Origin of the sequence: Sphingobium sp. KCTC 72723 (genome assembly GCF_014280435.1) — a bacterium.
Classification (GTDB): domain Bacteria; phylum Pseudomonadota; class Alphaproteobacteria; order Sphingomonadales; family Sphingomonadaceae; genus Sphingobium.
In genome coordinates this window covers 1349797-1376674 of sequence record NZ_CP060388.1, presented here as the reverse complement: position 1 = coordinate 1376674, position 26878 = coordinate 1349797, and the positions used below count along the sequence as shown (strand labels likewise).

Annotated in this window: 26 protein-coding genes; 15 read left to right on the top strand and 11 right to left on the bottom strand. The window is 63.4% G+C overall.

Going from position 1 to position 26878, the window contains the following annotated elements:
- Positions 1 to 43 precede the first annotated feature (43 nt).
- Both SPBM01_RS06820 and SPBM01_RS06815 read left to right on the top strand, forming a co-directional pair.
- Positions 44 to 244, top strand: a complete 201-nt coding sequence (locus SPBM01_RS06820; RefSeq protein ID WP_188064589.1) for a hypothetical protein — start codon at positions 44 to 46, stop codon at positions 242 to 244.
- Entirely contained in the window at positions 220 to 1080 is an 861-nt protein-coding gene (locus tag SPBM01_RS06815; RefSeq protein ID WP_262504348.1) for a DUF3298 and DUF4163 domain-containing protein, read from the top strand. Before SPBM01_RS06820 ends, SPBM01_RS06815 begins: the two co-directional genes overlap by 25 nt.
- Positions 1081 to 1175: 95 nt before the next feature.
- Here SPBM01_RS06815 and rimO read toward each other — a convergent pair whose 3' ends face one another.
- The 4 genes from rimO to serS all read right to left on the bottom strand — a co-directional run bounded on the left by rimO (position 1176) and on the right by serS (position 6384).
- Positions 1176 to 2564 (bottom strand): 30S ribosomal protein S12 methylthiotransferase RimO, encoded by a 1389-nt coding sequence (gene rimO, locus SPBM01_RS06810; RefSeq protein ID WP_188065593.1) that lies wholly within the window; start codon positions 2562 to 2564, stop codon positions 1176 to 1178.
- 47 nt (positions 2565 to 2611) lie between these two features.
- Positions 2612 to 3601, bottom strand: a complete 990-nt coding sequence (locus tag SPBM01_RS06805) for a potassium channel family protein (protein WP_262504418.1) — start codon at positions 3599 to 3601, stop codon at positions 2612 to 2614.
- A 65-nt stretch (positions 3602 to 3666) separates the two neighbouring features.
- Entirely contained in the window at positions 3667 to 4713 is a 1047-nt protein-coding gene (locus tag SPBM01_RS06800) for a M23 family metallopeptidase (RefSeq protein WP_188064587.1), read from the bottom strand.
- A 390-nt stretch (positions 4714 to 5103) separates the two neighbouring features.
- Entirely contained in the window at positions 5104 to 6384 is a 1281-nt protein-coding gene (serS, locus tag SPBM01_RS06795) for a serine--tRNA ligase (protein ID WP_188064586.1), read from the bottom strand.
- Between the two features lie 95 nt (positions 6385 to 6479).
- On the opposite strand from serS, the gene SPBM01_RS06790 reads away from it, so the two are divergent.
- The 5 genes from SPBM01_RS06790 to SPBM01_RS06770 all read left to right on the top strand — a co-directional run bounded on the left by SPBM01_RS06790 (position 6480) and on the right by SPBM01_RS06770 (position 9307).
- Entirely contained in the window at positions 6480 to 6920 is a 441-nt protein-coding gene (locus SPBM01_RS06790; RefSeq protein WP_188064585.1) for a host attachment family protein, read from the top strand.
- Between the two features lie 84 nt (positions 6921 to 7004).
- Complete coding sequence (locus tag SPBM01_RS06785) at positions 7005 to 7256, top strand: hypothetical protein (protein ID WP_188064584.1); 252 nt, start codon at positions 7005 to 7007, stop codon at positions 7254 to 7256.
- 6 nt (positions 7257 to 7262) lie between these two features.
- Positions 7263 to 7835 carry a hypothetical protein gene (locus SPBM01_RS06780; protein ID WP_188064583.1) on the top strand — a complete coding sequence of 191 codons (573 nt, stop codon included), beginning with the start codon at positions 7263 to 7265 and terminating at the stop codon, positions 7833 to 7835.
- A gap of 568 nt (positions 7836 to 8403) precedes the next feature.
- Positions 8404 to 8868, top strand: coding sequence for an RNA polymerase-binding protein DksA (dksA, locus tag SPBM01_RS06775; protein ID WP_188064582.1), 465 nt, complete (start codon positions 8404 to 8406; stop codon positions 8866 to 8868).
- 67 nt (positions 8869 to 8935) lie between these two features.
- The gene (locus SPBM01_RS06770) at positions 8936 to 9307 is read left to right on the top strand and encodes a PilZ domain-containing protein (RefSeq protein ID WP_188064581.1); all 372 of its coding nucleotides are present in this window, start codon (positions 8936 to 8938) and stop codon (positions 9305 to 9307) included.
- A 185-nt stretch (positions 9308 to 9492) separates the two neighbouring features.
- On the opposite strand, the gene SPBM01_RS06765 is transcribed toward SPBM01_RS06770, so the two are convergent.
- Entirely contained in the window at positions 9493 to 9651 is a 159-nt protein-coding gene (locus SPBM01_RS06765) for a YdcH family protein (protein WP_188064580.1), read from the bottom strand.
- 172 nt (positions 9652 to 9823) lie between these two features.
- On the opposite strand from SPBM01_RS06765, the gene SPBM01_RS06760 reads away from it, so the two are divergent.
- The 7 genes from SPBM01_RS06760 to SPBM01_RS06730 all read left to right on the top strand — a co-directional run bounded on the left by SPBM01_RS06760 (position 9824) and on the right by SPBM01_RS06730 (position 19664).
- The gene (locus SPBM01_RS06760; RefSeq protein ID WP_188064579.1) at positions 9824 to 10021 is read left to right on the top strand and encodes a YdcH family protein; all 198 of its coding nucleotides are present in this window, start codon (positions 9824 to 9826) and stop codon (positions 10019 to 10021) included.
- A 141-nt stretch (positions 10022 to 10162) separates the two neighbouring features.
- Positions 10163 to 10642 carry a DUF1465 family protein gene (locus SPBM01_RS06755; RefSeq protein WP_188065592.1) on the top strand — a complete coding sequence of 160 codons (480 nt, stop codon included), beginning with the start codon at positions 10163 to 10165 and terminating at the stop codon, positions 10640 to 10642.
- Positions 10643 to 10713: 71 nt separating this feature from the next.
- Positions 10714 to 12774, top strand: a complete 2061-nt coding sequence (locus tag SPBM01_RS06750; protein WP_188064578.1) for an autotransporter assembly complex protein TamA — start codon at positions 10714 to 10716, stop codon at positions 12772 to 12774.
- Positions 12774 to 16943: a translocation/assembly module TamB domain-containing protein gene (locus SPBM01_RS06745; RefSeq protein ID WP_188064577.1), complete on the top strand. Its 4170-nt coding sequence runs from the start codon at positions 12774 to 12776 to the stop codon at positions 16941 to 16943. The genes SPBM01_RS06750 and SPBM01_RS06745 overlap by 1 nt, the downstream gene beginning before the upstream one ends.
- 3 nt (positions 16944 to 16946) lie before the next feature.
- Positions 16947 to 18335: an L-serine ammonia-lyase gene (locus SPBM01_RS06740; RefSeq protein ID WP_188064576.1), complete on the top strand. Its 1389-nt coding sequence runs from the start codon at positions 16947 to 16949 to the stop codon at positions 18333 to 18335.
- A 172-nt stretch (positions 18336 to 18507) separates the two neighbouring features.
- Entirely contained in the window at positions 18508 to 19161 is a 654-nt protein-coding gene (locus SPBM01_RS06735; protein WP_188064575.1) for an outer membrane protein, read from the top strand.
- Between the two features lie 80 nt (positions 19162 to 19241).
- Positions 19242 to 19664 carry an acyl-CoA thioesterase gene (locus SPBM01_RS06730; RefSeq protein ID WP_188064574.1) on the top strand — a complete coding sequence of 141 codons (423 nt, stop codon included), beginning with the start codon at positions 19242 to 19244 and terminating at the stop codon, positions 19662 to 19664.
- A gap of 3 nt (positions 19665 to 19667) precedes the next feature.
- On the opposite strand, the gene SPBM01_RS06725 is transcribed toward SPBM01_RS06730, so the two are convergent.
- Both SPBM01_RS06725 and SPBM01_RS06720 read right to left on the bottom strand, forming a co-directional pair.
- Positions 19668 to 21332, bottom strand: a complete 1665-nt coding sequence (locus tag SPBM01_RS06725; protein WP_188064573.1) for a M28 family metallopeptidase — start codon at positions 21330 to 21332, stop codon at positions 19668 to 19670.
- Between the two features lie 56 nt (positions 21333 to 21388).
- Complete coding sequence (locus SPBM01_RS06720; protein WP_188064572.1) at positions 21389 to 22045, bottom strand: glutathione S-transferase; 657 nt, start codon at positions 22043 to 22045, stop codon at positions 21389 to 21391.
- Between the two features lie 125 nt (positions 22046 to 22170).
- Between SPBM01_RS06720 and SPBM01_RS06715 the strand changes: the two genes are divergently transcribed.
- A complete protein-coding gene (locus SPBM01_RS06715; protein ID WP_188064571.1) occupies positions 22171 to 23394 on the top strand; it encodes a polyhydroxyalkanoate depolymerase in 1224 nt (407 codons plus the stop codon).
- Positions 23395 to 23975: 581 nt separating this feature from the next.
- On the opposite strand, the gene SPBM01_RS06710 is transcribed toward SPBM01_RS06715, so the two are convergent.
- From SPBM01_RS06710 to SPBM01_RS06695, 4 genes are all read right to left on the bottom strand, one after another.
- Positions 23976 to 24329 (bottom strand): YbaN family protein, encoded by a 354-nt coding sequence (locus SPBM01_RS06710; RefSeq protein ID WP_188064570.1) that lies wholly within the window; start codon positions 24327 to 24329, stop codon positions 23976 to 23978.
- Positions 24329 to 25636 (bottom strand): sensor histidine kinase, encoded by a 1308-nt coding sequence (locus SPBM01_RS06705; protein WP_188065591.1) that lies wholly within the window; start codon positions 25634 to 25636, stop codon positions 24329 to 24331. Before SPBM01_RS06705 ends, SPBM01_RS06710 begins: the two co-directional genes overlap by 1 nt.
- 191 nt (positions 25637 to 25827) lie before the next feature.
- The gene (locus SPBM01_RS06700) at positions 25828 to 26493 is read right to left on the bottom strand and encodes a response regulator transcription factor (protein ID WP_188064569.1); all 666 of its coding nucleotides are present in this window, start codon (positions 26491 to 26493) and stop codon (positions 25828 to 25830) included.
- Positions 26494 to 26526: 33 nt separating this feature from the next.
- Complete coding sequence (locus tag SPBM01_RS06695; RefSeq protein WP_188064568.1) at positions 26527 to 26874, bottom strand: hypothetical protein; 348 nt, start codon at positions 26872 to 26874, stop codon at positions 26527 to 26529.
- Positions 26875 to 26878: the final 4 nt, after the last annotated feature.

Here is a 26878-nt window from a genome sequence, read left to right as displayed (position 1 = left end):
CAGGCGTAGGTTGGCGTCATAACCACAAGCAAGGAGAGAGACGATGATTCATCTCGATGACCGCAGCCTTCAGGCCGCGCGCGCCCGTGCCTATGCGCTGGCCGACAGCGGCAAGTTCGATACGTTACATGCCGTGCAGCAGGCGCTGGTCGGCGAAGGCTGGTCCAATGCCGGCCGCCTGCTGGAAAGCGATTATGCGCGCAAGGCGATTGGCGAACGATGCCGCGCAGCGCAGGCGCATTGATGCAGCGCCGGGGGGCTGCCGCGCTGGCGACGGCACTGGTGACGGCTTTGGCGCTCGCCGCCTGCAAGGGTGGCACTCCGGACGACATCGGCAACCAGAGCCACAATGCCGCCGCCACCCGCTTTGTCGAAAAGATGGTGGGAACCCCGCCCGCGACACCCCCGGCCAAGCCTTTCAAGATCGCGGAAAAGACGGATTTTCTGGAATTTTCCTACGCCTATCCGGCGCAGGCCGCTGCCATTCCCTTTCTGGCCGAAAAATTCGACAAGGCCATGACAGCGGGCAAGGCCGATGCGCTGAAAATGGCGCAGGAGGATAGCAAGGCTGCAAAACGGTCGGGCTTTCCCTTCCACGCGCACAGTCTGGAAACGCAATGGAATGTGTCGGCGGACACGCCCCGCTTCCTGGCGCTCCAGTCGCAAACCTATGTGTTCACTGGCGGCGCGCATGGTATGACCGGCTATGACGTTGTGCTGTGGGACAAGCGGCGATCGCGCGAAACCAGCATGAAAGCGGTGATGACGTCGCCAGCCGCCTTCAACGCCGCGATCCGCGACCGCTTCTGTGCTATGCTGGACCGGCAGCGCGCTGAAAAACGCAGCGCGCCGGTCGTGCGCGGCGACGACGAGTTCACCCAGTGCATCGACCCGATGGAGCAGGTGCTGACGCTCACATCAAGGGACGGCAAGCGCATCGACGGCGTGACCGTCATCGTCGGCCCCTACAGCGCCGGACCCTATGCCGAAGGGACATATGAAGTGCCGCTGCCCGTGGATGCGGCGATGCGAAACGCGATCAAGACCGAATATCAGGATGCGTTCGTGGCAGTAAAATAACATCAGTCATCCCAGCGAAGGCTGGGATCTCACTTTCTTGATCCGCTCGAGACGGAAGAAGGGAGATCCCGGCTTTCGCCGGGATGACAGTTGAATCACTGGCTTGCCGGCACGCCATAAAGATCATGATCGTCGGCATCCTCGATCACCACGTCGAAAATATCGCCAGCCTTCCGCCCTTCGCCGACATCGCGCAGGAACACATTGCCGTCGATTTCCGGCGCGTCGGCCTGCGACCGGGCGGTCGCGCCGATGCTGCCATCTTCCTCGTCCGGTTCGCCCACTTCGTCGATGATGACGGGCAGCACCCGGCCGACCTTGGCCTGCAATTTGGCGGCGCTGATCGCGGCGGTCTTTTCCATGATCCGCTGGTAGCGTTCTTCCTTGACCTCTTCCGGCACCGCGCCGGGCAGCAGGTTCGCCGCTGCGCCTTCGACCGGCTCGAACCGGAATGCACCGACGCGGTCGAGTTGCGCTTCGTCCAGCCAGTCGAGCAAATATTGGAAATCCGCCTCCGTCTCGCCGGGGAAGCCGACCACGAAGGTCGAACGGATCGTGATGTCGGGGCAGATGCTGCGCCACTTATGAATGCGGTCCAGCACCTTGGCTTCATTGGCGGGGCGCTTCATTGCCTTCAACACGCTGGGCGCGGCGTGCTGGAACGGAATGTCCAGATAGGGCGTCAACAGCCCGTCCGCCATCAATGGAATGACCTGATCGACATGGGGATAGGGATAGACATAGTGCAACCGCACCCATGGCGCGACGCCATCGGCGGTCCGCAACTGCCCCAATTCGCGCGCCATGTCGGTCATATGCGCGCGCACGTCGCGGCCCTTCCACAGGCGCGGTTCGTGGCGCGTGTCGACGCCATAGGCCGACGTATCCTGGCTGATGACCAGCAATTCCCTGGTTCCCGCCGACACCAGCTTTTCCGCCTCGCGCAGCACCGCGTCGATCCGCCGCGATACCAGGTCGCCCCGGATCGAGGGGATGATGCAGAAGGAGCAGCGATGGTTGCAGCCTTCGGAAATCTTGAGATAGCTGTAATGGCGCGGCGTCAGCTTCAGCCCGCCTTCGGGGACCAGATCGACAAAGGCGTTCGGCACCGGCGGCGATGCTTCATGCACCGCATTGACCACCTGCTCATATTGATGCGCGCCGGTCACGGCCAGCACCTGCGGGAAGCGGGCGCGGATCATCTCCGCCTCATTGCCCATACAGCCGGTCACGATGACCCGGCCATTCTCCGCAATCGCCTCGCCAATCGCTTCGAGCGATTCTTCCTTCGCCGAATCCAGAAAACCGCAGGTGTTGACCAGCACTACGTCCGCCCCGGCATAGTCGGGCGACATCTGATAGCCGTCGGACCGCAGCTTGGTCAGGATGCGTTCGCTATCGACCAGCGCCTTGGGACAGCCGAGCGAAACCATGCCGATTTTCGGCGCGTCAGGAAATTTGGTTGCCATGATGGTCGCGCACATAGGGATTTTCGCGTGGAATGTCACGCGCGGCCATCACCATCGCCGGTTCAGCCCGGCTGACGCCGTTCGCCCACGCCCGCACCCTCGACAATCTCGATGATCAGGTCGCCGGTCTGAAGCTGCCGCGCGCCTTCCTCCCAAAAGCCGATCGGCCGATCCTCGCGATAGATCCGCACGCCCAGCCCCGTGGCGATCGCCGACAAAGGCCCGCCAATTTCTTCGGCCTTGACGAAGCGTTCGTTCAGCTTCACGCGCCCGCCCGACGCGGCAAGGTCTGCCATATAATCGGCGATATGCTTGCCGCTGGTGCTGCCTGCGAGCAGCAGCCCGGCAAAGCTGACCGGGTTGATGACGGTCGTTGCGCCCGCCTGCCGCGCGGGCAGTTCATTATCCTCGTTACGCACCACGATGCTGATCGGCATGCGCGGGGCCAGATGCCGCGCGGTCAGCGTGATCAGGATCGACGTATCGTCCCGCCCCGCCGACACGATCATGCTGCGCGCCCGGTGGATCGCCACGTCGCTCAACGTCCGGTCGCGGGTCGAATCCCCGCACAATATATTGCACCCCTGCGCCTCGGCCAGTTCCAGCGCGGCTTCGCTGGGGTCGATCACCACGATTTCGCGCGGGTCCGTGCCACGCGCCAGCAATTCATGCACCGCTTCCTGCCCGCTGGTGCCAAAGCCTGTGACGACGATATGATTGTGCAGATCGGCTTGAATACGGGCCATGCGCCACCTGTAGAGGATGTTGCGGAGGAAAAGCGAATAGGCTGTGCCTAAAAAGATGAGCCACACGAACAGCCGGATCGGCGTGACGAACAGCGATTCGAACAGGCGCGCTTCGGGCGTCACCGGCACGATGTCGCCATAGCCCACGGTCGTCACCGTGACGGTCGTGAAATACAGCACGTCGACGAAGCTGATCTGGTTGTCCAGATTATCCTTCAACCCGTCGCGCCCGACCCAGTGGAGCAGCAGCACCAGCGCGATCAGCCCGAACACCAGCGCCACGCGCCAGCTTAAATCCACCCACATTGGCATGGACGATCGCCGCCGCAGGAACCCGGCGGTCGATGTCGCGTGGTTCTGCCGGTCGATTCTCATGGCGCGGTGGGCAAATGCAGCATCGGGTTCACTGGCACCCGGTCGCGCCGCAATTCGAAATGCAGCTTGGGCTGGCTGGCATAGCCCGTGTCGCCGGTCAGGCCGATGACCTGGCCCTTCGTCACCTTCTGCCCGCGCACCACATCGACGCGCGCGGCATGGCCATAGGCGCTGACCCAGTTGCTGCCATGATTGACCAGCACCAGCCCGCCGAACACCGCCACCTTGTCGCCTGCATAAGCGACAATCCCGTCCGCACTCGCGCGGATCGGCGTGCCGGCCGCCACGCCGATGTCGATGCCATTATTCTTCGCACCACTGGCACCGGGGCCAAAGCGCGACAGCACCGTTCCCCTGACCGGCCAGGCGAAGCTGCCCGCAAAACTGGCTGGCTGCTGCGCGATCGGCACGTTGGAGGGCAGGGGGCGCGGCTGGGCGGAAGCAACCGCCACCGGCGCATTGTCGGCGGCGGCAGGCTGTCCCCCGGTCAGCACATCGTCAATGTCGATACGGAATGCGGCGGCGCGCTGCTCGATCGAGGGCGGCGCGACCGGCGCATCGCCGGGCAGCAACAGCCGCTGGCCCCGCCGCAGCACATAGGGCTGGGTCAGCGCATTGACCGCCACGATCCGGCTCCACGCGACGCCATAGGCCGCCGCAATGGCAATCCCCGTCTCGCCTTCCGCGACCAGATGATATCGCCCGCCCGGAATGGTCAGCTTCTGCCCGGCGCGAATGGCAAAGGGCGGGGTCAGCCCGTTGGCACGCGCGACCGCTTCGGACCCCGCGCCGCTGCGGTTGCCGATGCCGCGCAACGTGTCGCCCGGCTGGACGACATAGATGGATGTCGCAACGTTCTGCGCATTGGCGACCACCTGCTGCGCGGTCCATACCGGCTCCGGCTCGACCAGTTCGACGGCCGACGCATCTGCGTCCAGGCGCGGCGGCGGCGTGTCGGTCGCCCGGCTGGCTTCGTTGGGAATGCACGCACCCAGCGTCAGACAGGCCAGCGGCAGGAACAGATTGGGGGAAGGGCAACGCATCACGCTTTGTCTATCCTATCGGGCGGCGCTTTCCAGTCACTAGAGCGTGATGACGTTAATTTCACTCGTCATTGCGAGCGCAGCGAAGCAATCCATCGTGGTGCCGCCAGATTGCTTCGCTGCGCTCGCAATGACGGGGTGCATCAATCTCAGGTCATCCCGCTCCAGCGTGAAACGGACAAGGAAAAATCAAACTGCCCCTGCGCGCCTGATGACGCCATTCAGCCTCACTTCTACGGACTATTTTTCAGCAAGTTTGAAGATTAAGATATTGATTTATAGGGATATATTTCAGATTTAATTAGCGTGCTAATGAATATTGCCGCTATGCGCAACACTGTCCATCTCGCTGTCTATTTCACACGCCAAACGCCATGGCTGGCACCGCTTTCAACCGGGCAATGCCAGCTTCGTGACGCCGCCCATATAGGGGATCAGCACATCCGGCACGATCACGCTGCCATCGGCCTGCTGGTAATTTTCCAGCACCGCCACCAGCGTCCGCCCCACCGCCAGTCCCGACCCGTTCAGCGTATGCAGGAAGCGCGTCTGCTTCTCCCCCTCCGGCTTGTAACGGGCGTTCATCCGCCGCGCCTGAAAATCGCCGCAGTTGGAAACGGAGCTGATCTCCCGATAGGTGTCCTGGCTGGGCAGCCACACTTCCAGATCCCAAGTCTTGCGCGCGCCAAAACCCATGTCGCCGGTGCAAAGCAGCATCTTGCGATAGGGCAGGTTCAGCGCCTGCAAAATGCCCTCCGCCGCCGCGCACATCCGCGCATGTTCAGCCTCGGACTCGTCGGGCGCGCAGATCGCGACCAGCTCGACTTTCTCGAACTGATGCTGGCGAATGAAGCCGCGCGTATCGCGCCCGGCTGACCCAGCTTCGGACCGGAAGCAGGGGGTCAGCGCCGTCAGCCGCACCGGCAGGCTGGCCAGCGGCACGATCTGGTCGGCAACCAGATTGGTCAGCGATACTTCGGCGGTCGGGATCAGCCAGCGGCCATCGGTCGTGCGGAACAGATCGTCGGCAAATTTGGGCAACTGCCCGGTGCCGAACAAAGCCTCATCCCGCACCAGCAGCGGCGGGTTGACCTCTTCATAACCGTTCGCGCCGCTCTGTATATCCAGCATATATTGCGCCAGCGCCCGGTGCAGCCGCGCCATCTGGCCGCGCAGCGCGGTGAAGCGCGCGCCCGACAGTTTCGCCCCGCCCTCGAAATCCAGCCCCAGCGCCGGGCCGAAATCGGCATGGTCCTGCGGTGCGAAATCGAAGCTGCGCGGCACGCCCCAACGGCTCATCTCAACATTGTCGGCTTCATCCGCGCCCTGCGGCACATCGTCGGCGGGCAGGTTGGGGATCGCCGCCAGCTTGCCCGTCAGCGCCTCGCCAATCTCGCGGTCCTGCGCTTCCAGTGCAGGCGCATCTTCCTTCAACGCCGCAACCTCGGCCTTCAGCGCCTCTGCCTTGTCCCGATCGCCAGCGGCCATGGCCTGGCCGATCAGCTTGCTCGCTTCGTTGCGGCGGGCCTGCCCCTCCTGCAACCGGGTCTTGATCGTCCGGCTCTGGGCATCGAGCGCCAATATCTCGGCGGACAGCGGGGCCAGCCCACGGCGGGCAAGCCCTGCATCGAAAGCGGCGGGATTTTCGCGGATGAAACGGATGTCATGCATGGGCCAGTCCTATGCCGCCGCGCGACCGGCCGTGCAACCCTTGGCCACTGCCATCCGTTGGTCACCCATCAACAATCTGAAAAAAGGAGACGGCGATGCAGATCGACCATGACGCGATGATATTGGTGGCCGACGGGCGAAAGATGCTGTTCTTCCGCAACAAGGGCGACGCGACCTATCCCAATCTGGAGGCCGAAGATGTGCGGACGCAGGATAATCCCGCCGACCGCGATCAGGCGTCCGATGCGCCGGGCCGCGCTTTCAATTCGGTCGGCAGCCACCGCAGCTCCATGGAACAGACCAGCTTCCACGATCTGGAGGAAGCGCGCTTCGCGGTCGAAGCGACCGACATCCTCAAACGCCGCGCCTTTTCGCAGGATTATGAAAAGCTGATCATTGTCGCCCCGCCTACCGCGCTGGGCGAAATGCGCAAACATTATCACAAGGAAGTGCAAAGCCGACTGGTCGGTGAAATCGCCAAGGATCTGGTCAACCACCCGGTGGCGGACATCGAAAAGATCATCGCCGAAAACTGAGGGTCAGCAGACGCAAAAAGGGCGGCACCGCGTTGCGGGGCCGCCCTTTTTTAAGGACCGGACTATCAGGCCGCTTTTTGCGCTTTGCGTTCGGCAAAGCGCCGACGGGCGATCAGCGCGACTGCCGCTGCGCCGAACAGCAACACCATCGGCGGGGCAGGAACGTCCGTGCCGCCGGTGCTGCCGCCCGATCCGCCCGAACTGCCGCTCGACGACGAACTGCTGCTGGTGGACGAAGACGTGCTGCCCGTCGATGCGCCGCTGCTGCCGCTCGAACCCGAACTGCCGCCGGAACCGCCACTCCCGCCGTTCGATCCGCCACCGGACGAACCATGACCGGGCTTGCCCGGCTTTCCGCCACTCGACCCGCCCGAACTGCTCGACGAGGAACTGGACGAGGAGGAAGAGGATGAGGACGAACTGGACGAAGAAGAACTGCTCACGCCGCTGGACGTGGAAACATTACCACTCGATGTCGACACATTGCCGCTCGACGTGGACACGCCACCCGTCGACGTCGATACCCCGCCGGTCGATGTAGATACGCCGCCGGTCGAGGTGGAAACCCCGCCGGTGGACGTCGAAACGCCGCCGGTGGTGGAACTGGTCGAACTGCTGATGCCGCCGGTCGAGCTGCTGGTGGAGGAGATCACGACCGATCCGCCACCGCTGCCACCACCGCCGCCGCCAAAGAAGCCGCCCATGAAACCGCCGCCGCCGCCAAATCCGCCGCCGCCGCCCAGGACGACTGGCACAGAACCGCCGCCACCCGACATCATCGGCATTTCCGCCATCGGCATCGGCATCGGCGCGGGCAGGGGGATTGGACCCTGCTGGCTGGTCACCGTCACCGTCTGCGGCGCGCAGGCCGTGACCGTGCGCACCACCTTGCGCTTCACTGTCCGCACGGCATAGCGCTTCTTGGGCGCGGCCTTCATGCTCTTGTTGCTGTGAACAACCGCAGGCCGGGCGCTTTCTGCAACATGCACGGCGCCCCCGCCAATGATCGCCCCGCCGCAAGTGCAGGCGCATAACTTAGCCAATGCCATCCGTACCGACATAGGATCCACTCTTTTTCTGTTTCCCCCGGAACCCGGCACTGGCGTTATCCAATGCCGGACTGGTGAGAACTTCCTGTGCCTAAGAACGCAAAAGAAAGCGTTAACTGCAATGCCGTTAACCCTGAATGTAGGTGCCAAGTCGAGGGAAATCCTGCCGTCTTCTCAAGGGGATGGTTAACGTCCCACTATGGAACGACTATGGGGCTTCCGGTAAAGGACTGGCGCGTCGCTTCTCTGTTTGCGGTCATCATCGCACCCTGTCGGGGTCGCCGGGGGATTCGCAAAGGAACAGGCATGGAATGCGGCAGGCGGAAGATTGCCCGCTTGTGTCGCCTTGCGCCCATGGCTATGAGGCGCCCTCAGTAAAAAGTCATGGGCGCCCGGAGCTTTATGCTGCGGGGGCAAGCGAGTCGGAGAGCCAGATGGCATCGGTCCTGAATTCCGATAAAGACGGTGATAAGCCGCCCAAGTCGACTGTAACGCTTCCTGCCGATTACCGGCCTTCGTCCGACGAAGAATTCATGAACCCGCTTCAGCTGGAATATTTCCGCCAGCGGCTGTGGGGATGGAAGAAGCAGATATTGAGCGAAGCGGAAGGCACGCTTGCCGTGCTTCAGAATGAACCGCTGCGCGAACCTGACCTCAACGACCGGGCGTCCAGCGAAACCGACTGGTCCATCGAATTGCGCACCCGCGACCGCCAGCGCAAGCTGATCTCCAAGATCGAATCCGCCCTGCGCCGCATCGACGATGGCGAATATGGCTATTGCGAAGTGACCGGCGAACCGATTTCGCTGGGTCGTCTGGAAGCCCGGCCGATCGCGACCATGACGGTCGAAGCGCAGGAAAAGCACGAGCGGCAGGAAAAAATCTCCCGCGACGATTAACCTTTCTTCCATTCCCCATCGTCTATTCTGCCCGCATCAAACTGGCACTTTAGGCACGGGTCTGAACATGAACGAAGAACAGGATAGTGCCGATCGCGGCCCGGCACGCTCTGCGCCGCGCGACAGCTTGTTCCTGCTGACCAGTTTCAGCACGCCCGAAGGCGTCCCGCTTGGCAAGGCGCGTATTCGCAACTTGTCGGCAACAGGCCTGATGGCGGATTGCGAGCGCGCCGTTCCTGCCGGAACGCAGGTCGAATTTGACCTGCGGGGCATCGGCAAGGTTTCTGCCACGGTCGCATGGGCGCGGGGCGACAAGGTCGGCCTGGCGTTCGACGAAGCCATCGACCCGCAACTGGCCCGCAAGCCGGTATCCAATGGCGTAGCCCAGCAATTGCCCGACTATCTGCGCCCGGCCAACATGAGCCAGTCGCGCCGCTGACAGCGGACGTTTCGGCGTCGTTATTCCTTATACCCCGCTGACCTACGGGTCGCAGCGCGGCCTGCCGCCGGGCGGATTTCCGATTGTCCGGGCAAAATATCTTGGCGTTCTTGACGGCAAGCGCCGGGTCGGCGGTCTGTCGCCGCCGGACCCTGAACGCCTCCCAGGTCGAAGCGACCCAGCAATCAATGCTGCGCCGACATCTCCTCTTTCAGCCGCAATTTCTGCTTCTTGAGCGAGGCCACCAGAATGACGTCGGGCATGGGCCGACTCGACTCCGCCTTGATTCGCGCATCAAGGCCGGCATGTTTGGCTGAAAGAGCTGAAATATGGCTGTTTTCCATGACATTCTCCAGATGAGGGGTAATGGATGACGAAGTAGATCAAAAAATATTCGCCTTGTCTCGCGCTGATTCGCGCTTTGCGCCGGGTTGCAGGAAATTTTGCGATGGCCCGCATCGGACGGCCGGGCTATTCAGGCGAAATGAGAAGTCTGGGTCGTAAATCGGAGACGCAATGAGCCGGGAAGACATCATGCGTCGGCTGGAAGCGTTGCGGGTCGAACATCGCGATCTCGACAGCGCCATCGCGGCGCTGGCCGATACAGGCGGTGGCGATCAGATGCAGATTGCCCGCTTCAAAAAGCGCAAATTGCGGTTGCGCGATGAAATCGTCCTGCTGGAAGATGCACTGGTCCCCGACATCATCGCCTGATCGCGCAATATCTGCGCCTGATACGAGCGGTCAGGGCTTTTCATGGTTAACCGCGCGCTAACCGGCCCTGAATGGGACATTGGCTGGCCAGCCCGCTGCATTAGGCCTGACAATATGACGATAATGTGCAACGCATCGGGGATGCAGAGCGCAGCCTTTCTTGATCGCGGCCTTCACCGGCGGCTTGTCGATGGTCTTTATCTCGAAGCCATGGTGATGGCTGACGAGGCACGGTCCTATTTCGACGGCGGTAGCGCGCTGGACGATGGTATTGCCGACCCGCTGCGTCGCGTGGCCTTCGCCTGCGAATCGCTCAAGGTCACGACCCGCCTGATGCACGTCATTGCCTGGCTGCTCAGCCAGCGCGCTTGGCAGCGCGGTGAAATTGGCGACATGGACCTGATGGACGAAAAATATCGGCTGGGCCGCGCGGCGGAAACCGATGGTGCCGTGGCCGCCGATTTCCCCTTCGCGGCGCGTTCGTTGATAGAGGCCAGCCAGGAACTCTATCATCGTGTCGGCCGACTTCAGGATCGCATGGATATCATGATGCGTCCGGCAACCATGGCGGATGCCAATCCGGCGCGTGCATTGTTTGATCGTTTGCAGTCCGCCTTCTGATCATTGCATTGGCGCGTGATCGTGCGTTTCGGGGCTGGCCTTTGCGTCCGCACTTGGGCTAGACCAGCGGCATGACCCATGGTTTGCGGAACCGTTGCCGCGCTTCTGGCCGCCCGCATCCCGCACGGCTTCTTCTGGCTCCGTTGCTGTTGGCTGCGCCCTGCCTGGCGCGGGCGCAGGATGCTGCCCCGCCATCCCTGCCCGATATCGCTGCGCCGGACGTTGACCAGCCGCTCGACGCTATGCCGGACATAGGGCTGGATTGGCCCGACATGGCGCAACCTGACAGCGTCGCTCCGCTGCCCGATGATCCGGCCGATGTGCAATCGGCTGCGACCGCGCCGGCTTTCGACACGCCGACGTCCAGCGACCCTGTGGATGACACCCCTGTTTTCGCCGATACCGGGGAAGAACGCCGCTATACCGTGACGCTGGGCGGCATAGACAATATTGCCGACGCGCAATTCACGCTGCGCTTCGATGAATTGTCGGTCCTGCGGCAGGGGCAGGGGAAGCCTGCCAACCTTGCGCAGATCAATCGCCGGATCAAGGAGGACAGCGACCTCATCGACCGGCTGCTGCGCGCGAAGGGCTATTATGCCGCGCGCATAAGGGGCGCAGTCGGTGCGCCCGCAGCGGGCAGCGACCGATTGGCCGTCACCTTCGACGTGACGCCGGGAACCCAATATCTGCTCGATACGGTCGATGTCACTGGCCTGGCCGAAACCGGCGATCGCGAAACGACGCTGCGCGATGCCTTCCCGCCAAAGCCCGGCGACCCGGTGGATGCCGACATCATCCTGGCGGGCCGCGATTCGCTGGCTACCGCTCTGTCGGAAAGCGGCTTTCCCTTCGCGCAAGTGGACGAAGCCGAAGTCCGCATCGACCATGAGGAGCGCAAGGGCGACCTCGACATAATCGTGACACCCGGCGGGTTTCGCACTTTCGGCGCAATCATGATGGGCGACGACCAGTTATTCGATGCCGCCCATGTGCAGGACATTGCCCGTTTCGACCCGAATGACCCCTACAAGGCGTCCGACGTAGAAGATCTGCGCCGTGCCATCGTCGCCACCGGCCTTGTTTCCTCGGTCAGCCTGACGCCAAAGGATGCGGGCGATGGCCAGCATGTCGACCTCGCCGTCGACCTGCGCCCGGCGCCGCTGCGCACGGTCGCGGGCGAACTGGGCTATGGCACGGGCGAAGGCTATCGCGCCGAAATCAGCTGGCAGCATCGTAATCTTTTCCCGCCCGAAGGGGCCGTGACCGTGCGCGGCGTGGTTGGAACGCAGGAACAGACAGCTTCCTTCACCTACCGCCGCAACAATTTCCATCGCCGCGACAATGTGCTGACTGGCCTGCTGTCGGTCAGCAACATCAGGCGCGACGCTTATGACGCGCGCACCATCACTTTGTCGGGCGGGTTGGAGCGGCAGACCAACATCCTGTTCCAGAAGGATTGGGTGTGGCGCGTCGGCGCGGAACTGATCGCATCGGATGAAGCGGATGCCTTTTCCGGCGGTGCGCGGCGCACATTCTTGATCGCGGCCATCCCGCTCAGCCTGACTTATGATGGCAGCGACGACCTGCTCAACCCGTCGAAGGGGTTTCGTCTGGGCGGCCGGATCAGCCCGGAAATCTCGTTTCAGGACAAGACGTTCGGTTACACCCGCGTTCAGCTGGACGGCAGCATCTACCAGCCAGTCAGTGAACGGATCGTCGTTGCCGCCCGTGCGCGTTTTGGCACCATATTGGGATCGACCGTCGAACAGATCGCCCCGTCGCGCCGCTTTTACGCCGGTGGCGGCGCATCGGTACGCGGCTATGGCTATCAGGCGATCGGCCCGCGTTTCGGCGAGGATGACGATCCGGTCGGCGGCAAGAGCCTGGCGGAGTTTTCGCTGGAGGCGCGGGTGCGCTTCGGCAATTTCGGCGTCGTGCCGTTCGTGGATGCGGGCAATATCTCCACCAGCTTCCTGCCGCGCTTTCGCGACCTGCGCATCGGCACTGGCCTTGGCCTGCGCTATTACAGCAATTTCGGCCCGATCCGCATCGACGTCGGCACGCCCATCAATCCGCAATCGGGCGATCCCAAAGTCGCGGTCTATGTCTCGCTGGGGCAAGCCTTCTGATGGCGGACGAAGCATCCGCCCCCAAACCCCGCCGCGCATGGGATGGCCGCTGGCAACGCTGGCTGCTGGGCCTGCTGACGGGCGTACTGCTGGTCGTCGTGGGTGCGCTGGTATGGCTCGATACCGCGCCGGGCCATCGCTTCCTCGTCTCGCGCATTGCCACCATTCATCCGCCATCGGGCCTGACCATTGGCGTCGAGCGGATCGACGGCAGCATCTATCGCAAGGCGGTGCTGCACAATCTGACCCTGTCCGATCCCAATGGGCTGTTCCTGGACGCGCCGCGCGTGGAACTGGACTGGTGGCCCTTTGCCTGGGCCTATAAGCGGCTGGACATCGACCGGCTGGTCATTCCGCGCGCCACGTTGCACAAACTGCCCAAACTCAACCCCAGCAAGGCGCAGGGACCGATCCTGCCCGGCTTCGACATCCGGCTGATGCAGTTTTCGGTCGGTCGCCTGTCCATCGCGCCGGGCGTCGCCGGGCGCGCGCAGACCGCAACGCTGTCGGGCGACGCAGACATTCGCGGCGGTCGCGCGATCATTGATCTGACCGCGCGCGTCATTGACGGGCAGGATGCACTGGCCATCGCGCTCGACAGTCGACCGGACGATGACCGCTTCCGCCTGGACGTGACCGTCAATGCGCCAAAGGGCGGCGTGCTGGCGGCGATGGCGGGTCTGAAGCAGGACGCCAATCTGCGCATCGGCGGGCGTGGCGGCTGGCGTCGCTGGGACGGGCGCCTGTCCGCCACACTGGACAGTAAGCCTGTCGCCGATTTCGTGCTGGCCGCGCGCAGCGGTGCCTATTCGGCGCGCGGTTCGGTCGAGGGTGGCGCGATTGCGGGCAACGGTCTGCTGCGCCGCATGGCCGCACCCCGCCTGTCCGTCCGCGCCAGCGGCACCATGGTCGACCGGTTGATTGACGGCCGCCTCTGGCTGCGCTCCACAGCGATAGACATTGACGCTGACGGCGCGATCGACCTGCGCAACAATGCGCTCGACAATATGCTGGTGAACGTCAAGCTGGCCCGGCCCGAAGCCTTGCTGAAAACCATGCGCGGCCGCGACGTCGTGGCGAAAATCCGGCTTGATGGTCCCTTTGCAACGCTGGGCTATGAATATCTGCTCACCGCGCGCGAACTGGCTTTCGACAAGACACGGATCAGCGACGTGCGCATCGACGGCAAGGGGCGGCGTGCAGCCAATGGCCCGGTCCTCATCCCCCTGCGCCTGCGCGCCAGCCGCCTCGACGGGCAGGGGGATCTGGTCGCGGGCATCGTGCGCAATTTCGCGCTCGACGGCGTGCTGCAACTTAACGGGCAGCAGATCGTCAGCAACCCGATGCAGCTGCGTTCCGACAAGCTGCGCGGCAAGCTGGTCATGCTCGCCGACCTGGCGACTGGCCGCTATGATTTCGGGCTGGATGGCCAGATCAACGGCCTGGCCATCCGTGGCCTTGGCATTGTCGATCTAACGTCCCGCCTGCGCGCGGTCCCCGGTCCCAATGGCAGCTTTGGCCTGAGCGGCAATGCTTTCGCGCGCGTGCGGCGGCTGGACAATGATTTCCTGCGCTCGCTGGGCGGTGGCCTGCCCACGCTGCGCACCGGCCTCGCGCTGCTGCCGGGGGGCGAAGTGGCACTCACTGGCCTGCGGCTGGAATCGCCCCTGCTGACGGTATCGGGCAGCGGCGTGCGCCATCGTGACGGATCGCTCCACCTGGAAGGCAGCGGCCAGCATCGCCAATATGGCCCGCTGCGCCTGACGCTCGATGGTATGATAGAACGCCCCGCCATCGACCTGCTGCTCGCCCGTCCGCTCAACGCGCTGGGCCTGCGCGATGTGCGCGCAAAGCTGGTGCCGGACGCCAATGGCTACAGCTACACCGCAGTTGGTGGCTCGACCCTTGGTCCCTTCACCGGGCGCGGCGTCATCCTGTTGCCGCAGGGTGGGCAGGCGATCGTGCGCGTCGCCCGGCTGGACGTGTCGGGCGTGACGGCGACCGGCGACATTCGCCCGGTCACCGGCGGGCTGGACGGGCAACTGGTCGTCAACGGCCCGGTCACCGGCTATGTCGCCTTCAAACCCGTCAACGCCATCCAGCAGGTGCAGCTCAAACTCACGGCCAACGACGCCAGCTTCGACGGCCCGACCGTTATCGCCGTGCGGCGCGGGTCGCTCGACGCGACGATATTGCTGGACCCCGACGGCACCACCGTCACGGCCACGGCGCAGGCGCGCGGGTTGCGCGTGGGCGGCCTGTTGCTGGGGCGCTTTGCCGCCAATGCCGATCTGGTCGATGGCATGGGCAAGATACGCGGCAGCCTGTCGGGGCAACGTGGCCGCCTGTTCGACATTCAGGGCGAAGCGCATGTCGATGGCGACGCCATCCGCCTGTCGGCCAGCGGCACGATCGACAAACGGCCCATCCGCCTGACCCACGCTGCTTTGTTCACGCGCACCGACGATGGCTGGCGCCTGTCCCCGGTGACGATCAGCTATGCCGGCGGATCGCTGCAATTGTCGGGCGAACAGGGCATTGCCTCCACCCATATCGAGGCGCGGATGCAGAAAATGCCGCTTTCGCTGCTCGACATCGGCTATGACAATCTGGGCCTTGGCGGTGCTGCTACCGGATCGCTCAGCTTTGCTGCGCCGCGTGGCGGCCTGCCCACGGGCAAGGCGGACATTCGCATCCGTGGCCTGTCGCGCTCCGGCCTGTCGCTCAGTAGCCGGCCTGTCGATGTCGGCGTTAACGCAGCGCTCAGTGCGGATCGGCTGGCCGCGCGGATGCTGTTCGTGTCCGAAGGCAAGACCATTGGCCGCGCGCAGGCGCTGCTCAGCCCGATCGGCGCGCAGGGCAGTCTCGTCCAGCGCCTCAACGCCGCGCCGCTTTTCGCGCAGTTACGCTATAATGGCGCGGCGGACACGCTGTGGCGGCTGACCGGGGTGGAAATTGTCGACATTGGCGGCGTAGTGGGCGTCTCCGCCGACATGCGCGGCACGCTGGGCGATCCTGCCATCACCGGCGTGCTGGCGACGGAAAACGCCACGATCAACAGCCCCGTCACGGGGATGCGGTTGGGCAAGGTCAAGGCGCGGGGCCGCTTCTCCGGCGCGCAATTGGTCATTTCCAGCTTCGCCGCCACCGCGCAAAATGGTGGCACGGTCGGCGGCACCGGGCGCTTTACCTTCAACGGTATTGCGGGCGTCGGCATGGACCTGTCGCTTCAGGCGGACAATGCCGCGCTGCTGGAGCGTGACGATATTGCCGCCACCGTCACCGGACCGATCACCCTGCGCTCCGATGGTGTGGGCGGCACGATTGGCGGCGATCTGGTGCTGAACAAAAGCCGCTTCACACTGGGCCGCGCCGCTGCCGTGGCGGCCATTCCCGAACTGCGCGTGATCGAAATCAACCGGCGCGGCGACGAAATCGAAAAACCGCGCAGCAACGTGCCATGGGCGCTGGCGATCAAGGCGCGCGCGCGCAATCGCCTGACCGTCACTGGCCTTGGCCTCGACAGCGAATGGCGCGCGGACCTGGACCTGGGCGGCACCGTCACCAACCCGGCGATTGCGGGCCGGGCGGAGCTGGTGCGGGGCGGCTATGAATTTGCCGGTCGTCGCTTTGAATTGCGCGAAGGCCGTATCCAGTTCGACGGCAAGACCCCGGTCAATCCCACGCTGGACATTGATGCGGTGGCCGACGTCAATGACCTGACCGCGACCATCCATGTCGGCGGCACGGGCCTCAAACCCGACATCACCTTCAACAGCGTGCCAGCCTTGCCTCAGGACGAACTGCTCTCGCGCATCCTGTTCGGCACTTCCATCACCAACCTGTCCGCGCCCGAAGCGTTGCAACTTGCCTCCGCAGTCGGCTCGCTTCAGGGCAATGGCGGCCTCGACCCGATCAATGCGGTGCGCAAGGCGGCGGGGCTGGACCGGCTGCGCATCATCGCGGCGGACCCGACACAGGGGCAGGGGACGTCGATCGCGGCGGGCAAATATCTCACCCGCAAAACCTATGTCGAACTGATCACCGACGGGCAGGGATATAGCGCCACCCGCATCGAATATCAGGTCACTCGCTGGCTTTCGCTGCTCGCCGCCATCTCCACGCTGGGCCGCGAAAGCGCCAATGTGCGCGTGTCGAAAGATTATTGAGCCATGACCAAATCCCGTCTGGATGCTGCCGCCGCGATCAGCGTGATGGACCTGTTCACCATTGGGATCGGCCCGTCCAGCTCGCACACCGTCGGCCCGATGCGCGCCGCGCTGCTGTTCATGGACTCGCTGCCCGCCCATCCGGTCCGCGTGCAGTGCGACCTGTACGGCTCGCTTGCGCTGACCGGCCATGGCCATGCAACGGATAGCGCGATCCTGCTCGGCCTGTCGGGGGAGCGCCCCGAAAGCGTCGATCCTGACACCATCCCTGCCATATTGCGCGCCATTCGCAACGATGGGCGCATCCGCGCGGGCAGCGCCCATGACCAGTGGGTGCCGTTCGAGGAAGCCCGCGACCTCCTGTTCCACAAGGGCGAATTTCTTGAAGCGCACAGCAACGCCATGCGCTTTTCCGCATGGTTCGCGGGGCAGGCTGACCCGTTCACCTGCGACTATTATTCCATCGGCGGCGGCGCAGTCCTGCCCGGAACCCCGGCGTCCGACACCCCGCTCGGCCATAATGTGGTCCAGCCCTATCCCTTCTCCTCCGGCGCGGAAATGCTTGAGCGGGGCGAAAGCACTGGCTTGTCCATCGCCACGCTGGTCCTGCGCAACGAAGGCGCCTGGCGCACACAGGGCGAAACCGACGCCTTCCTCGACAGCGTGATCGACGCGATGTCCGCCTCCATCGACCGGGGCATGGCGCAGGAGGGAATGCTGCCCGGTGGCTTGAAAGTCCGCCGCCGCGCCATGGCCATTCACCAGCGGCTGCGCCTGCAACGCGACGCGCTTGGCCCGGCCCAGATTTTCGAATGGGTCAGCCTGTTCGCGCTGGCCGTGAATGAGGAAAATGCCGCTGGTGGCCGCGTCGTTACGGCACCCACCAATGGCGCGGCGGGCGTCATTCCCGCCGTGCTGCATTATTATCGCCGCTTCGTTCCCGGCGCGGACCGCGATGGCGAACGCCGCTTCCTGCTGACTGCCGCTGCCATCGGCTTCCTCTACAAGAAGCGCGCATCCATCTCTGCCGCCGAAATGGGGTGTCAGGGCGAAGTTGGCGTCGCCTGCTCCATGGCGGCGGCTGGCCTTGCCGCCGTATTGGGCGGCACCAATGGCCAGATCGAAAATGCCGCCGAAATCGGCATGGAACATAATCTGGGCCTGACCTGCGATCCGATCGGCGGGCTGGTCCAGATTCCTTGCATCGAACGCAACACGATGGGGGCGGTCAAGGCGATCAATGCCGCCTATCTCGCGCTTCAGGGTGATGGCCGCCATATCGTCAGCCTCGACGCAGTCATCGAAACCATGCGCCAGACGGGCGAGGACATGGCCAGCCGGTATAAGGAAACATCGCTCGGCGGCCTTGCCGTCAATGTCGTGGAATGTTGATCCGCCCTTCTCAACTCATCGCCGCGATACCACGAAATCGCGATGAGCCGACCCGATAGCGTGACCTTAATGCAACATAATCAGGTGTTTATCTCCCGTTCATGAAACAAACCGGCGCGCCGGGACTTCCCTCGTCTCACTCCTGCGGGGGTGCATGACAATGGAGTTACATATGAACAAGTTTATGGTCGCAAGCCTTCTCGCCGGCGCATCGGTCGCCACGCCCGTCTTGGCGCAGGACATTGCGCCGACCTTCACTGGCCCGCGCGTCGAAGCCATTTTGGGTTATGACCATGTCGGCGCAGGCAGCGACGTGGATAATAATAATGGCAATGACGACCAGTCGATCGACGGCCTGCTCTACGGCGTCGGCGCGGGTTATGACGTCAATCTGGGCAGCGCGGTCGTCGGCGTGGAGGGCGAATATACCGACTCCACCGCTAAGAGCGACCGTTTCGACCCGACCGACCAGTTCGGCTTTGGCCGTGTCAGCCAGGGTCGTGACCTCTATGTCGGCGCGCGCGCGGGCATCCTCGCCAACCCCAATACGCTGGTTTACGTCAAGGGCGGCTACACCAATGCCAAGCTCAATGTGCTGGCGGCCGACACCAACCAGTCGACCGACACCTCGTTCAAGCTGGACGGCTGGCGCATCGGTGGCGGCGTGGAACGGGCGATCAACGCCAACACCTTCGCCAAGGTCGAATATCGCTACTCCAAATATGACAGCGCCCATATCGACTATATGAACGGCGCGACCAGCAGCGAATTCGACATCGACACCGACCGCCATCAGGTCGTGGCCAGCGTCGGCTATCGCTTCTAAACCTTGTAAGAGCGGGGGCGGGCATTCCGCCCCCGACTTTCCCCTATCGAACGCGATGCAGCGGTGATATTGACATCGGTGTGAGTAACGCGATTCCCCATTTCTACCCTGTCGGGATAGAGGCCGCCGACATAGACTTCATGGGTCATGTCAATAATGCCAGCTATCTTAAATGGGTGCAGGCCGCCGTGCTGGACCATTGGCGTGCGCTCGCCCCGTCCGAAGCGGTCGCGCAGCATCTGTGGGTCGCGCTCAAACATGAAATCACTTACCGCAAGCCCACTTTCCTCGACGATGACGTCATTGCGACCGTCCTGCTGGAAAAGGTTCAGGGCGCGCGCGCCTTTTACGAAACGATCATCCGTCGCGGCGAAGATGTGCTGGCGGAGGTCAAGTCCAGCTGGTGCTGCATCGATGCTTCCACGCTGCGCCCGGCCCGGCTGGCGCGGGACGTGATCCAGCATTTCTTTGCCGATGATGCCAAGGCGCCCGACCAGCCATAGCGCTTATTTTCGCACGGCCTCGCTCTGGTCGCGGATCGCCTTGAACTCCGATCCCGCTTTCCATTGCGGCCAGCGGTTCGATGTGGCCAAGTTGCGGCCTATGGTCAGCATCAGGTCGATATCCTGAGCCGCGCCGTCCAGCTTCCAGTCTGGGCCGATCGCGTCGCACGCCTGATGATAGCATTGGCCGGTATAGGCATCGACCCATGCCTGACCCGCTGCCCGGCCACCTTCGACCAAGTCCGATGCGCCTGCTATGCCCATCAGCAGCAGGACGGGGACGCCCCGTTTGGCCATGGAAAAATGATCGGCACGGTAGAATAGTCCGCGTTCGGGCAGGCTTTCGGGTGTCACGACGCGCCCTTGCCCGGCGGCGGCCTTCGCCAGATCATCCTCCAGCGTCCCCTGACCCTTGCCGACCAGGATCACGTCCTTCGCTTTGCCCGCCGTCTGGAGGATGTCGATGGCCAGGTTGGCGACTGTCCTGTCGAGCGGCCAGACCGGGTTGACGGCATAATGTTCGGACCCCAGCAAGCCGCGTTCCTCGGCAGTCCACGCCGCAAAAATGACGGAGCGGTCGGGCGCTGGCGCAGCTTTGAAGGCGCGGGCGATTTCGAACAGGCCCGCTATGCCCAGCGCGTCGTCATTGGCCCCGGCGCGATAGAGGCGCCCCTGTGCATCTGGTGCGCCCTTGCCATAGGCGTCCCAGTGCGCGCCATATATCACGGTTTCATCCGGCCGTTTGGCACCTGGAATGCGCGCAAGGACGTTGGCGCTTTTCACGACTTCGCCTGCGACCGGGAAGGCAGCGGAGAAGGTTGCGCCTTTCAGGTCGATCGGGCGGAAATTCTTGCTGCGCGCTTGCTTGCGGAGTGCCGCAAGATCTAGCTTTGCGCTGGCGAACAGCGCTTTGGCGGCATCCCCTTCGATCCAGCCCTGCACCTGAAAGCTGGTGACTTTGTCGGGTGCGCGGACCAGATCGTAATTTTCGCCGCCGGGGCTGACCACGACGTTCCAGCCATAGCCAGCGCCCGGCGTGTCATGGACGATCAGCGCGCCGATTGCGCCGCGCCGGGCCGCTTCCTCGAACTTATAGGTCCAGCGGCCATAATAGGTCATGGTGCGGCCGCCAAATGCACCCAAAGCGTCGTCCCCCTTGACCGCTTCGAAATCCGGGTCGTTGATCAGAAAGACGGCGACCTTGCCCTTCAGGTCCGCGCCCTTATAATCGTCCCAGCCGCGTTCGGGGGCGGACACGCCATGGCCGACGAACACCAGCGGCGCGTTGTTTACCGCGACATGATCGGCAGGCTGAAGCGTGGACAGATAGACCTGGCTACCCACTGTCCACGGCGTCGTGGTGCCGCCCTGTGTCACGGCCAGCTTTTCCGCCTTGCCAAGGCGGGTGTGGAGCAGCGGCACGCTTTGCACCCACTGGCCATCCGGCCCGCCCGGCTCCAGCCCCAGCGCCTGAAACCGCCCCACCAGATATCCGATCGTCCGTTCTTCGCCGACGGTGCCGGGCGCGCGTCCTTCGAACAGGTCAGACGCCAGTACCGTTACCGATTGCGCCAGTTGCTGCGGATCGATGGCCGTCTGGGCGTGAAGGGGCAGGGCGGCGGTCAGGGCATTCAGGCCAAGGGCCAGAGCAAGCGTGCGTATGGTCATGGGCAAAGCCATACCCCCACCTGTCATTGGAGGAAAGGCCAGCCTAAACTACCCGCTTAAAACTCGATATCGAGTTCCAGAACTTCGTCCGGTTCGACCCGCGCTTCGTCGATCCATTCGCGCATCAGCGGCCAGCCGTTGATCGTCTGGCAATAAGCCGCCGAAGCGACGGACACCGGCACGGCATAGGTCAGGAAGCGTTCGGCAACCGGCGCGAACATGGCGTCGGCGACGGTGGGCTTGTCCCCGAACAGCCATGGGCCGCCATAGCTGGTCAGGCATTCCGCCCAGATCGCCTCGATCCGCTCGATGTCCGGCTTGGCCCCCGAAAAGATCGGGAAGCGGGCGTGACGCACTTTCAGGTTCATGGGCAGGGCGGAACGCAGATTGGCGAAGCCGGAATGAATTTCCCCCGACACCGACCGGCAATGGGCGCGGGCGATGCGATCGGCCGGATACATGCCGGCGTCGGGATAAAGTTCATGGAGATATTCGGCAATGGCCAGCGTGTCCCATACGCTCGCGCCCTCATGCGTCAGGCGCGGGACCAGCACGGATGGCGAAAGCAGCAACAGTTCGGCCCGGTTTTCCGGGTCGTCGAGCGCAATGAGTTTTTCGACGACATCCAGCCCGGCAATGCGACAGAGCAGCCAGCCCCGTAGCGACCAGGACGAATAATTCTTGCTGGAAAGGGTCAGTTCCGCGACGGCCATGGCAATCCTCCCGGTTCGATCTTAACTCACATTTATCATGATGCAGCGCAACATAAAAAGCATGTATAGCGTTTCAGTGTAAGACCGATTCGGTCGATGGGTTCAACAAAGGTACGTTTGGGAACATGCGGATGCTGTATAGCGGTTACCAGGCCTGGAACGACATGCTGGCCCCTGCGCGTTTTGGCGCGCAAGTGGCGCTGGGGATGCGCGACAAAATGGGTCCGATGGCCGATTGGGCGATGCCGCGCCGCATGTTCGCCCTGATGGACGTGTTTCAGGGTGCCAGGGTAACGCACAAGCGCCCCGCCTATAATATCGACAGTGTGGTGAGCGGTAACGCGGAAGTTGCCGTGCGTGACGAGGTCGTTCTGGACCTGCCATTTGGCGACCTGCTGCATTTTGCCAAGGATGACGTGGAAGCGGCACAGCCGCGCGTATTGGTCGTAGCGCCGATGTCGGGTCATTTTTCCACTTTGTTGCGCAGCACGGTCGTCACTTTGCTGCGCGACCATGACGTCTATATTACCGACTGGAAGAATGCGCGCGACGTGCCGCTTTCCGCTGGGCGTTTTGGCTTTGACGAATATGTCGATTATGTGATTCGCTTCTTTCAGGAAATGGGCGAAGGCGCGCATATGGTGTCGGTGTGCCAGCCATGCGTGCCGGCGCTGGCCGCCGTGGCGTTGATGTCGCAGGACAAGGACAAGGCCACGCCGCGTTCGATGACGTTGATGGGCGGGCCGATCGACCCCAATGCCGCGCCCACCGTGGTCAATGAACTGGCCAATGAAAAGCCGATCGAATGGTTCGAAAAGAACCTGATTTCCACCGTCCCGTTCCGCTATGCCGGGCGGGGGCGCGAAGTCTATCCCGGCTTCCTCCAACTGTCCGCCTTCATGGCGATGAACATGGAGCGGCACGGATCGCAGCATCGCGAACTTTATCAGTTGCTGGCCGATGGCAAGACGGTGGAAGCCGACAAGATCAAGACATTCTACGAGGAATATTTCGCGGTTCTGGACATGACCAAGGAATTTTACCTGGAAACCGTGGACATGGTGTTCCAGCGCACCTTGATGTCCAAGGGCGAGTTGATGCACCGTGACCGCCGGGTTGATCCGGGCGCGATCCGCAACACCGCGCTGCTGACGGTGGAAGGCGAGAAGGACGATGTCTGCGCCGTGGGCCAGACATCAGCGGCGCATGGCCTTTGCACGGGCCTTCGCCCGCACATGAAACGTCACCATTTGCAACCGGGTGTGGGCCATTATGGCGTGTTTTCCGGCAGCAAATGGGAAAAGCAGGTCTATCCGCAGGTGCGGAACATGATTTTGGCGATGAACTGACGGGTTCCGCTATTGCCTGCGCCGGGATGTTCGGCGCGGGGTCAGGCCTGCGTTTTCCTTTATAATACAGTGCCTTGTGGCGCGTTTTCCGATCGGATGGCGCGCCCTTTGCCTTATGGCGTGACGTGGAACTTCGCTAAGTTCGTCCATGTCGCGCATGACAAGTGCGTGTAAGTTTCCGCGCCGACCGGGCCGCATGGGCGCGATCGGGAAAGGGAGGGCTGACGATGGGAAGGAGCAAGGCTGCTTTTGCCATGAAGGGGCGGGTGTAGGACAGGACGGGGAGGGGTAGGCGCGGACCGTAGAGCGCAGGTGGTTTAGGAGAGTTGCGAGACGTCGGCAACTGCACCTACTTCGGCTCAAGCGCACGCACCGCTCATCCGTCATGCCAGCGAAGGCTGGTATCTCAGGCGGAGGCGCGCAACAGTCAGACCTGAAGCAAAGCATAATCCTATTTGGAAAAAACATCCCGCAATCGCCTGAGACCCCAGCCTACGCTGGGGTGACGATATTGATGAGCCTGTGGTTCGGGCTGAGTATCCTCTACGTTGAACGCCATATTTCGGCCGCCTGCTGCCCCATCACCCCTCCGGCCGGGTCCAGATCCATGTGCCGCCGATCAGGGCGGCGGTGATGGGGATGAGGAACCAGGGGAAGGGGGAGAAGATGAGGGCCAACGCTACGCTGAAGGCGAAGGCGGCGAGGGCGGCTTTCTTGCCCTTGCGGCTGATTGCGCCGCGTTCCCGCCAGCGGCGGATATGCGGGCCGAAATGCCTGTGGTCGAGCAGGCGGGCTTCCAGCTTCGGGCTGGAGCGGGCGAAACAGAAGGCGGCCAGGATCATGAAGGGAACGGTGGGCAGCAGCGGCAGGAACGCGCCGATCGCACCAAGGCCCAGCGATGCCCAGCCCGCGATGAAATAAAGGTGCCGTCGCATTAGGCCGCCGGCAATCTGAGCCGCACCAGCAGCCCGCCCAGATCCTCGCTTTCTTCCAGTGCGACCGATCCGCCATAGATTTCCGCGACATCGCGCACGATGGCCAGCCCCAATCCGGTGCCGGGTTTGCCTGAATCCAGCCGCACGCCGCGATCGAAGATGCGGACGCGGTCGGCTTCCGGTATGCCTCTGCCGTCATCCTCGACCAATATCTCCACCATATCGTTGGCGGCGGCCATGACGGTGGCGAACACGCTGCCACCGCCATATTTGGCTGCGTTTTCGATGAGGTTGCCCAGCATTTCGTCCAGATCCTGCCGCTCCACCCGGACGGACGCGGATTTTTCGCCATCCATGTCGACGCGAGTGTGGGGGTAGAGGCGCTGGACCGCGCGTTCGACGGCGGTCAGGCTGGCCCAGACTTCCGCCCGGCTTTGCGCCGCGCCGCGACGGCCCACGGCACGGGCGCGGGCGAGGTGATGGTCGACCTGCCGCCGCATCGTGGTCGCTTCGCGGATCACGCTTTCGCCAAGGTCGGGCGCCTGCGCAGTGGCGGCGTTCATGATGACGGTCAGCGGGGTTTTCAGCGCATGGGCCAGGTTGCCCGCATGGGTGCGCGCTTCCTCCGCCTGCCGTTCATTATGGGCGAGCAGGGCGTTCAATTCCTCGACCATGGGCAGCACTTCGGCGGGCATGGGTTCGGTGACGCGGCTCTTTTCGCCGCCCCGCATACGGATGATTTCCAGCCGCACCTTGCGCAAGGGACGCAGGCCATAGATGGTTTGCAACGTGGCCAGCACGAACAGGCCCAGCGCGAGCAGCGCGAAACTCTTGAACAAGGTGGAGCGCAATGTCCGCACCTGCGCGTTCAACCCCTCGCGCGCCTGCCCCACCATGAACAGCCAGCGGGTGTTGGAGCCGGGGAGGACGACGGTGCGTTCCATGATGCGCAGGTCTTCGCCTGGAAACTGCTTGCTGTCATAGACGTGCAGGTGCCGGTCATGATGTTCGTCCGGCATTTTGAGCGCGCGGTCCCATAACGAGCGGGAACGCCAGTCCTCCCGCCCCTTCGCGCTGATCTGGTAATAGAGGCCGCTATTGGGTTCCAGGAAGCGCTGGTCAGCCAGTTCGCGGTTGAACAAGACTTCGCCGTCCGGGCCGATTTCTGACGCGGCAATCATCGCGGTCAGGACATAATTCATGCCATCGTCGAAATTGCGCGTGATCGCGTCGGCCAGCACCCGGTCCAGCGCTACGCCCCCGCCGACCAGCAGCACGCTGATCCACAGCGCGGCGATGCCGATCATCCGGCGGCTGATGGATCCGGTGGAGCGGACGGGGGGAGGGCTGGCGGGATCGGTCATGAGTGGTCAGACTGTTCCCATATCCGTTCGGGCTGAGCCTGTCGAAGCCTTCTCCTGAGCGAAGCGAAGGTTCCTCACTGCGTTCGGAGTAGCCCCTTCGACTTCGCTCAGGGCGAACGGAATAGATGGCGCTATCAGCGCCCCGGCTCGTCCAGGCTGTAGCCAAGGCCGCGAATGGTGGTGATGACGTCGGCACCCAATTTCTTGCGGATGCGGGTGACGAACACTTCGATCGTGTTGGAATCGCGGTCGAAATCCTGATCGTAAATATGTTCGATCAATTCGGTGCGGCTGACCACCTTGCCCTTGTGGTGGAGCAGGTAGGACAGCAGCTTATATTCCTGCGCCGTAAGTTTGACTGGGTCGCCTGCCAGCGTGACCTTGCCCGAACGGGTGTCGAGCCGCACGTCGCCCGCCGTCAGTTCGCTCGACGCATTGCCAGACGCGCGGCGGATGAGCGCGCGCAGGCGGGCGATCAGTTCCTCGCTCTGGAACGGTTTGGCGAGATAATCGTCCGCGCCTGCGTCCAGCCCGGCGACCTTGTCCGACCAACTGTCGCGCGCAGTCAGCACCAGCACGGGGAAGGTGCGGCCTTCCTTGCGCCAGCGGTCCAGCACGGTCAGCCCGTCGATGGTGGGCAGGCCCAGGTCTAGCACGACCGCGTCATAGCTTTCGGTAGAGCCAAGGAAATGCCCGTCCTCACCATCGGTAGCAAGGTCGATGGCATAGCCCGCGCCCTCCAGCGTGTTCCTGAGCTGCTGGCCCAGACTTGGTTCATCCTCGACGATCAGCAGGCGCATGGCGGTTCCGTTCTTCTTATAGTGCAGGCGCGGTCAGCGCGCCCAGCCGATGATATCGCCGGTCCGGCCATCCGCATCAACCCATACCACCTTGCCATCCTTCACATATTTCAGGCGATAGCGGTTGGAGGAAGGGTCAAATTCGCTGCCGACATAGGTCGCGCCGCCCATCTGTGCGTCCACGCGACGCTTGATCATGGCAAAGGGCATGACCTGCCCGTCCAGCATGGCGCGGCGCGCGGCGTCCTGTTCGTCGCGACGACCCGCCGCGTCGGCGGGCATGGCCATGGTCAGTGCGACGGCAGCGCCGAGCGGGATGGTCAGTAATCGGGACAGCATGTTCGATTTCATTGTCATGGGCATGGCATAGGCGGAAGGCATTGAA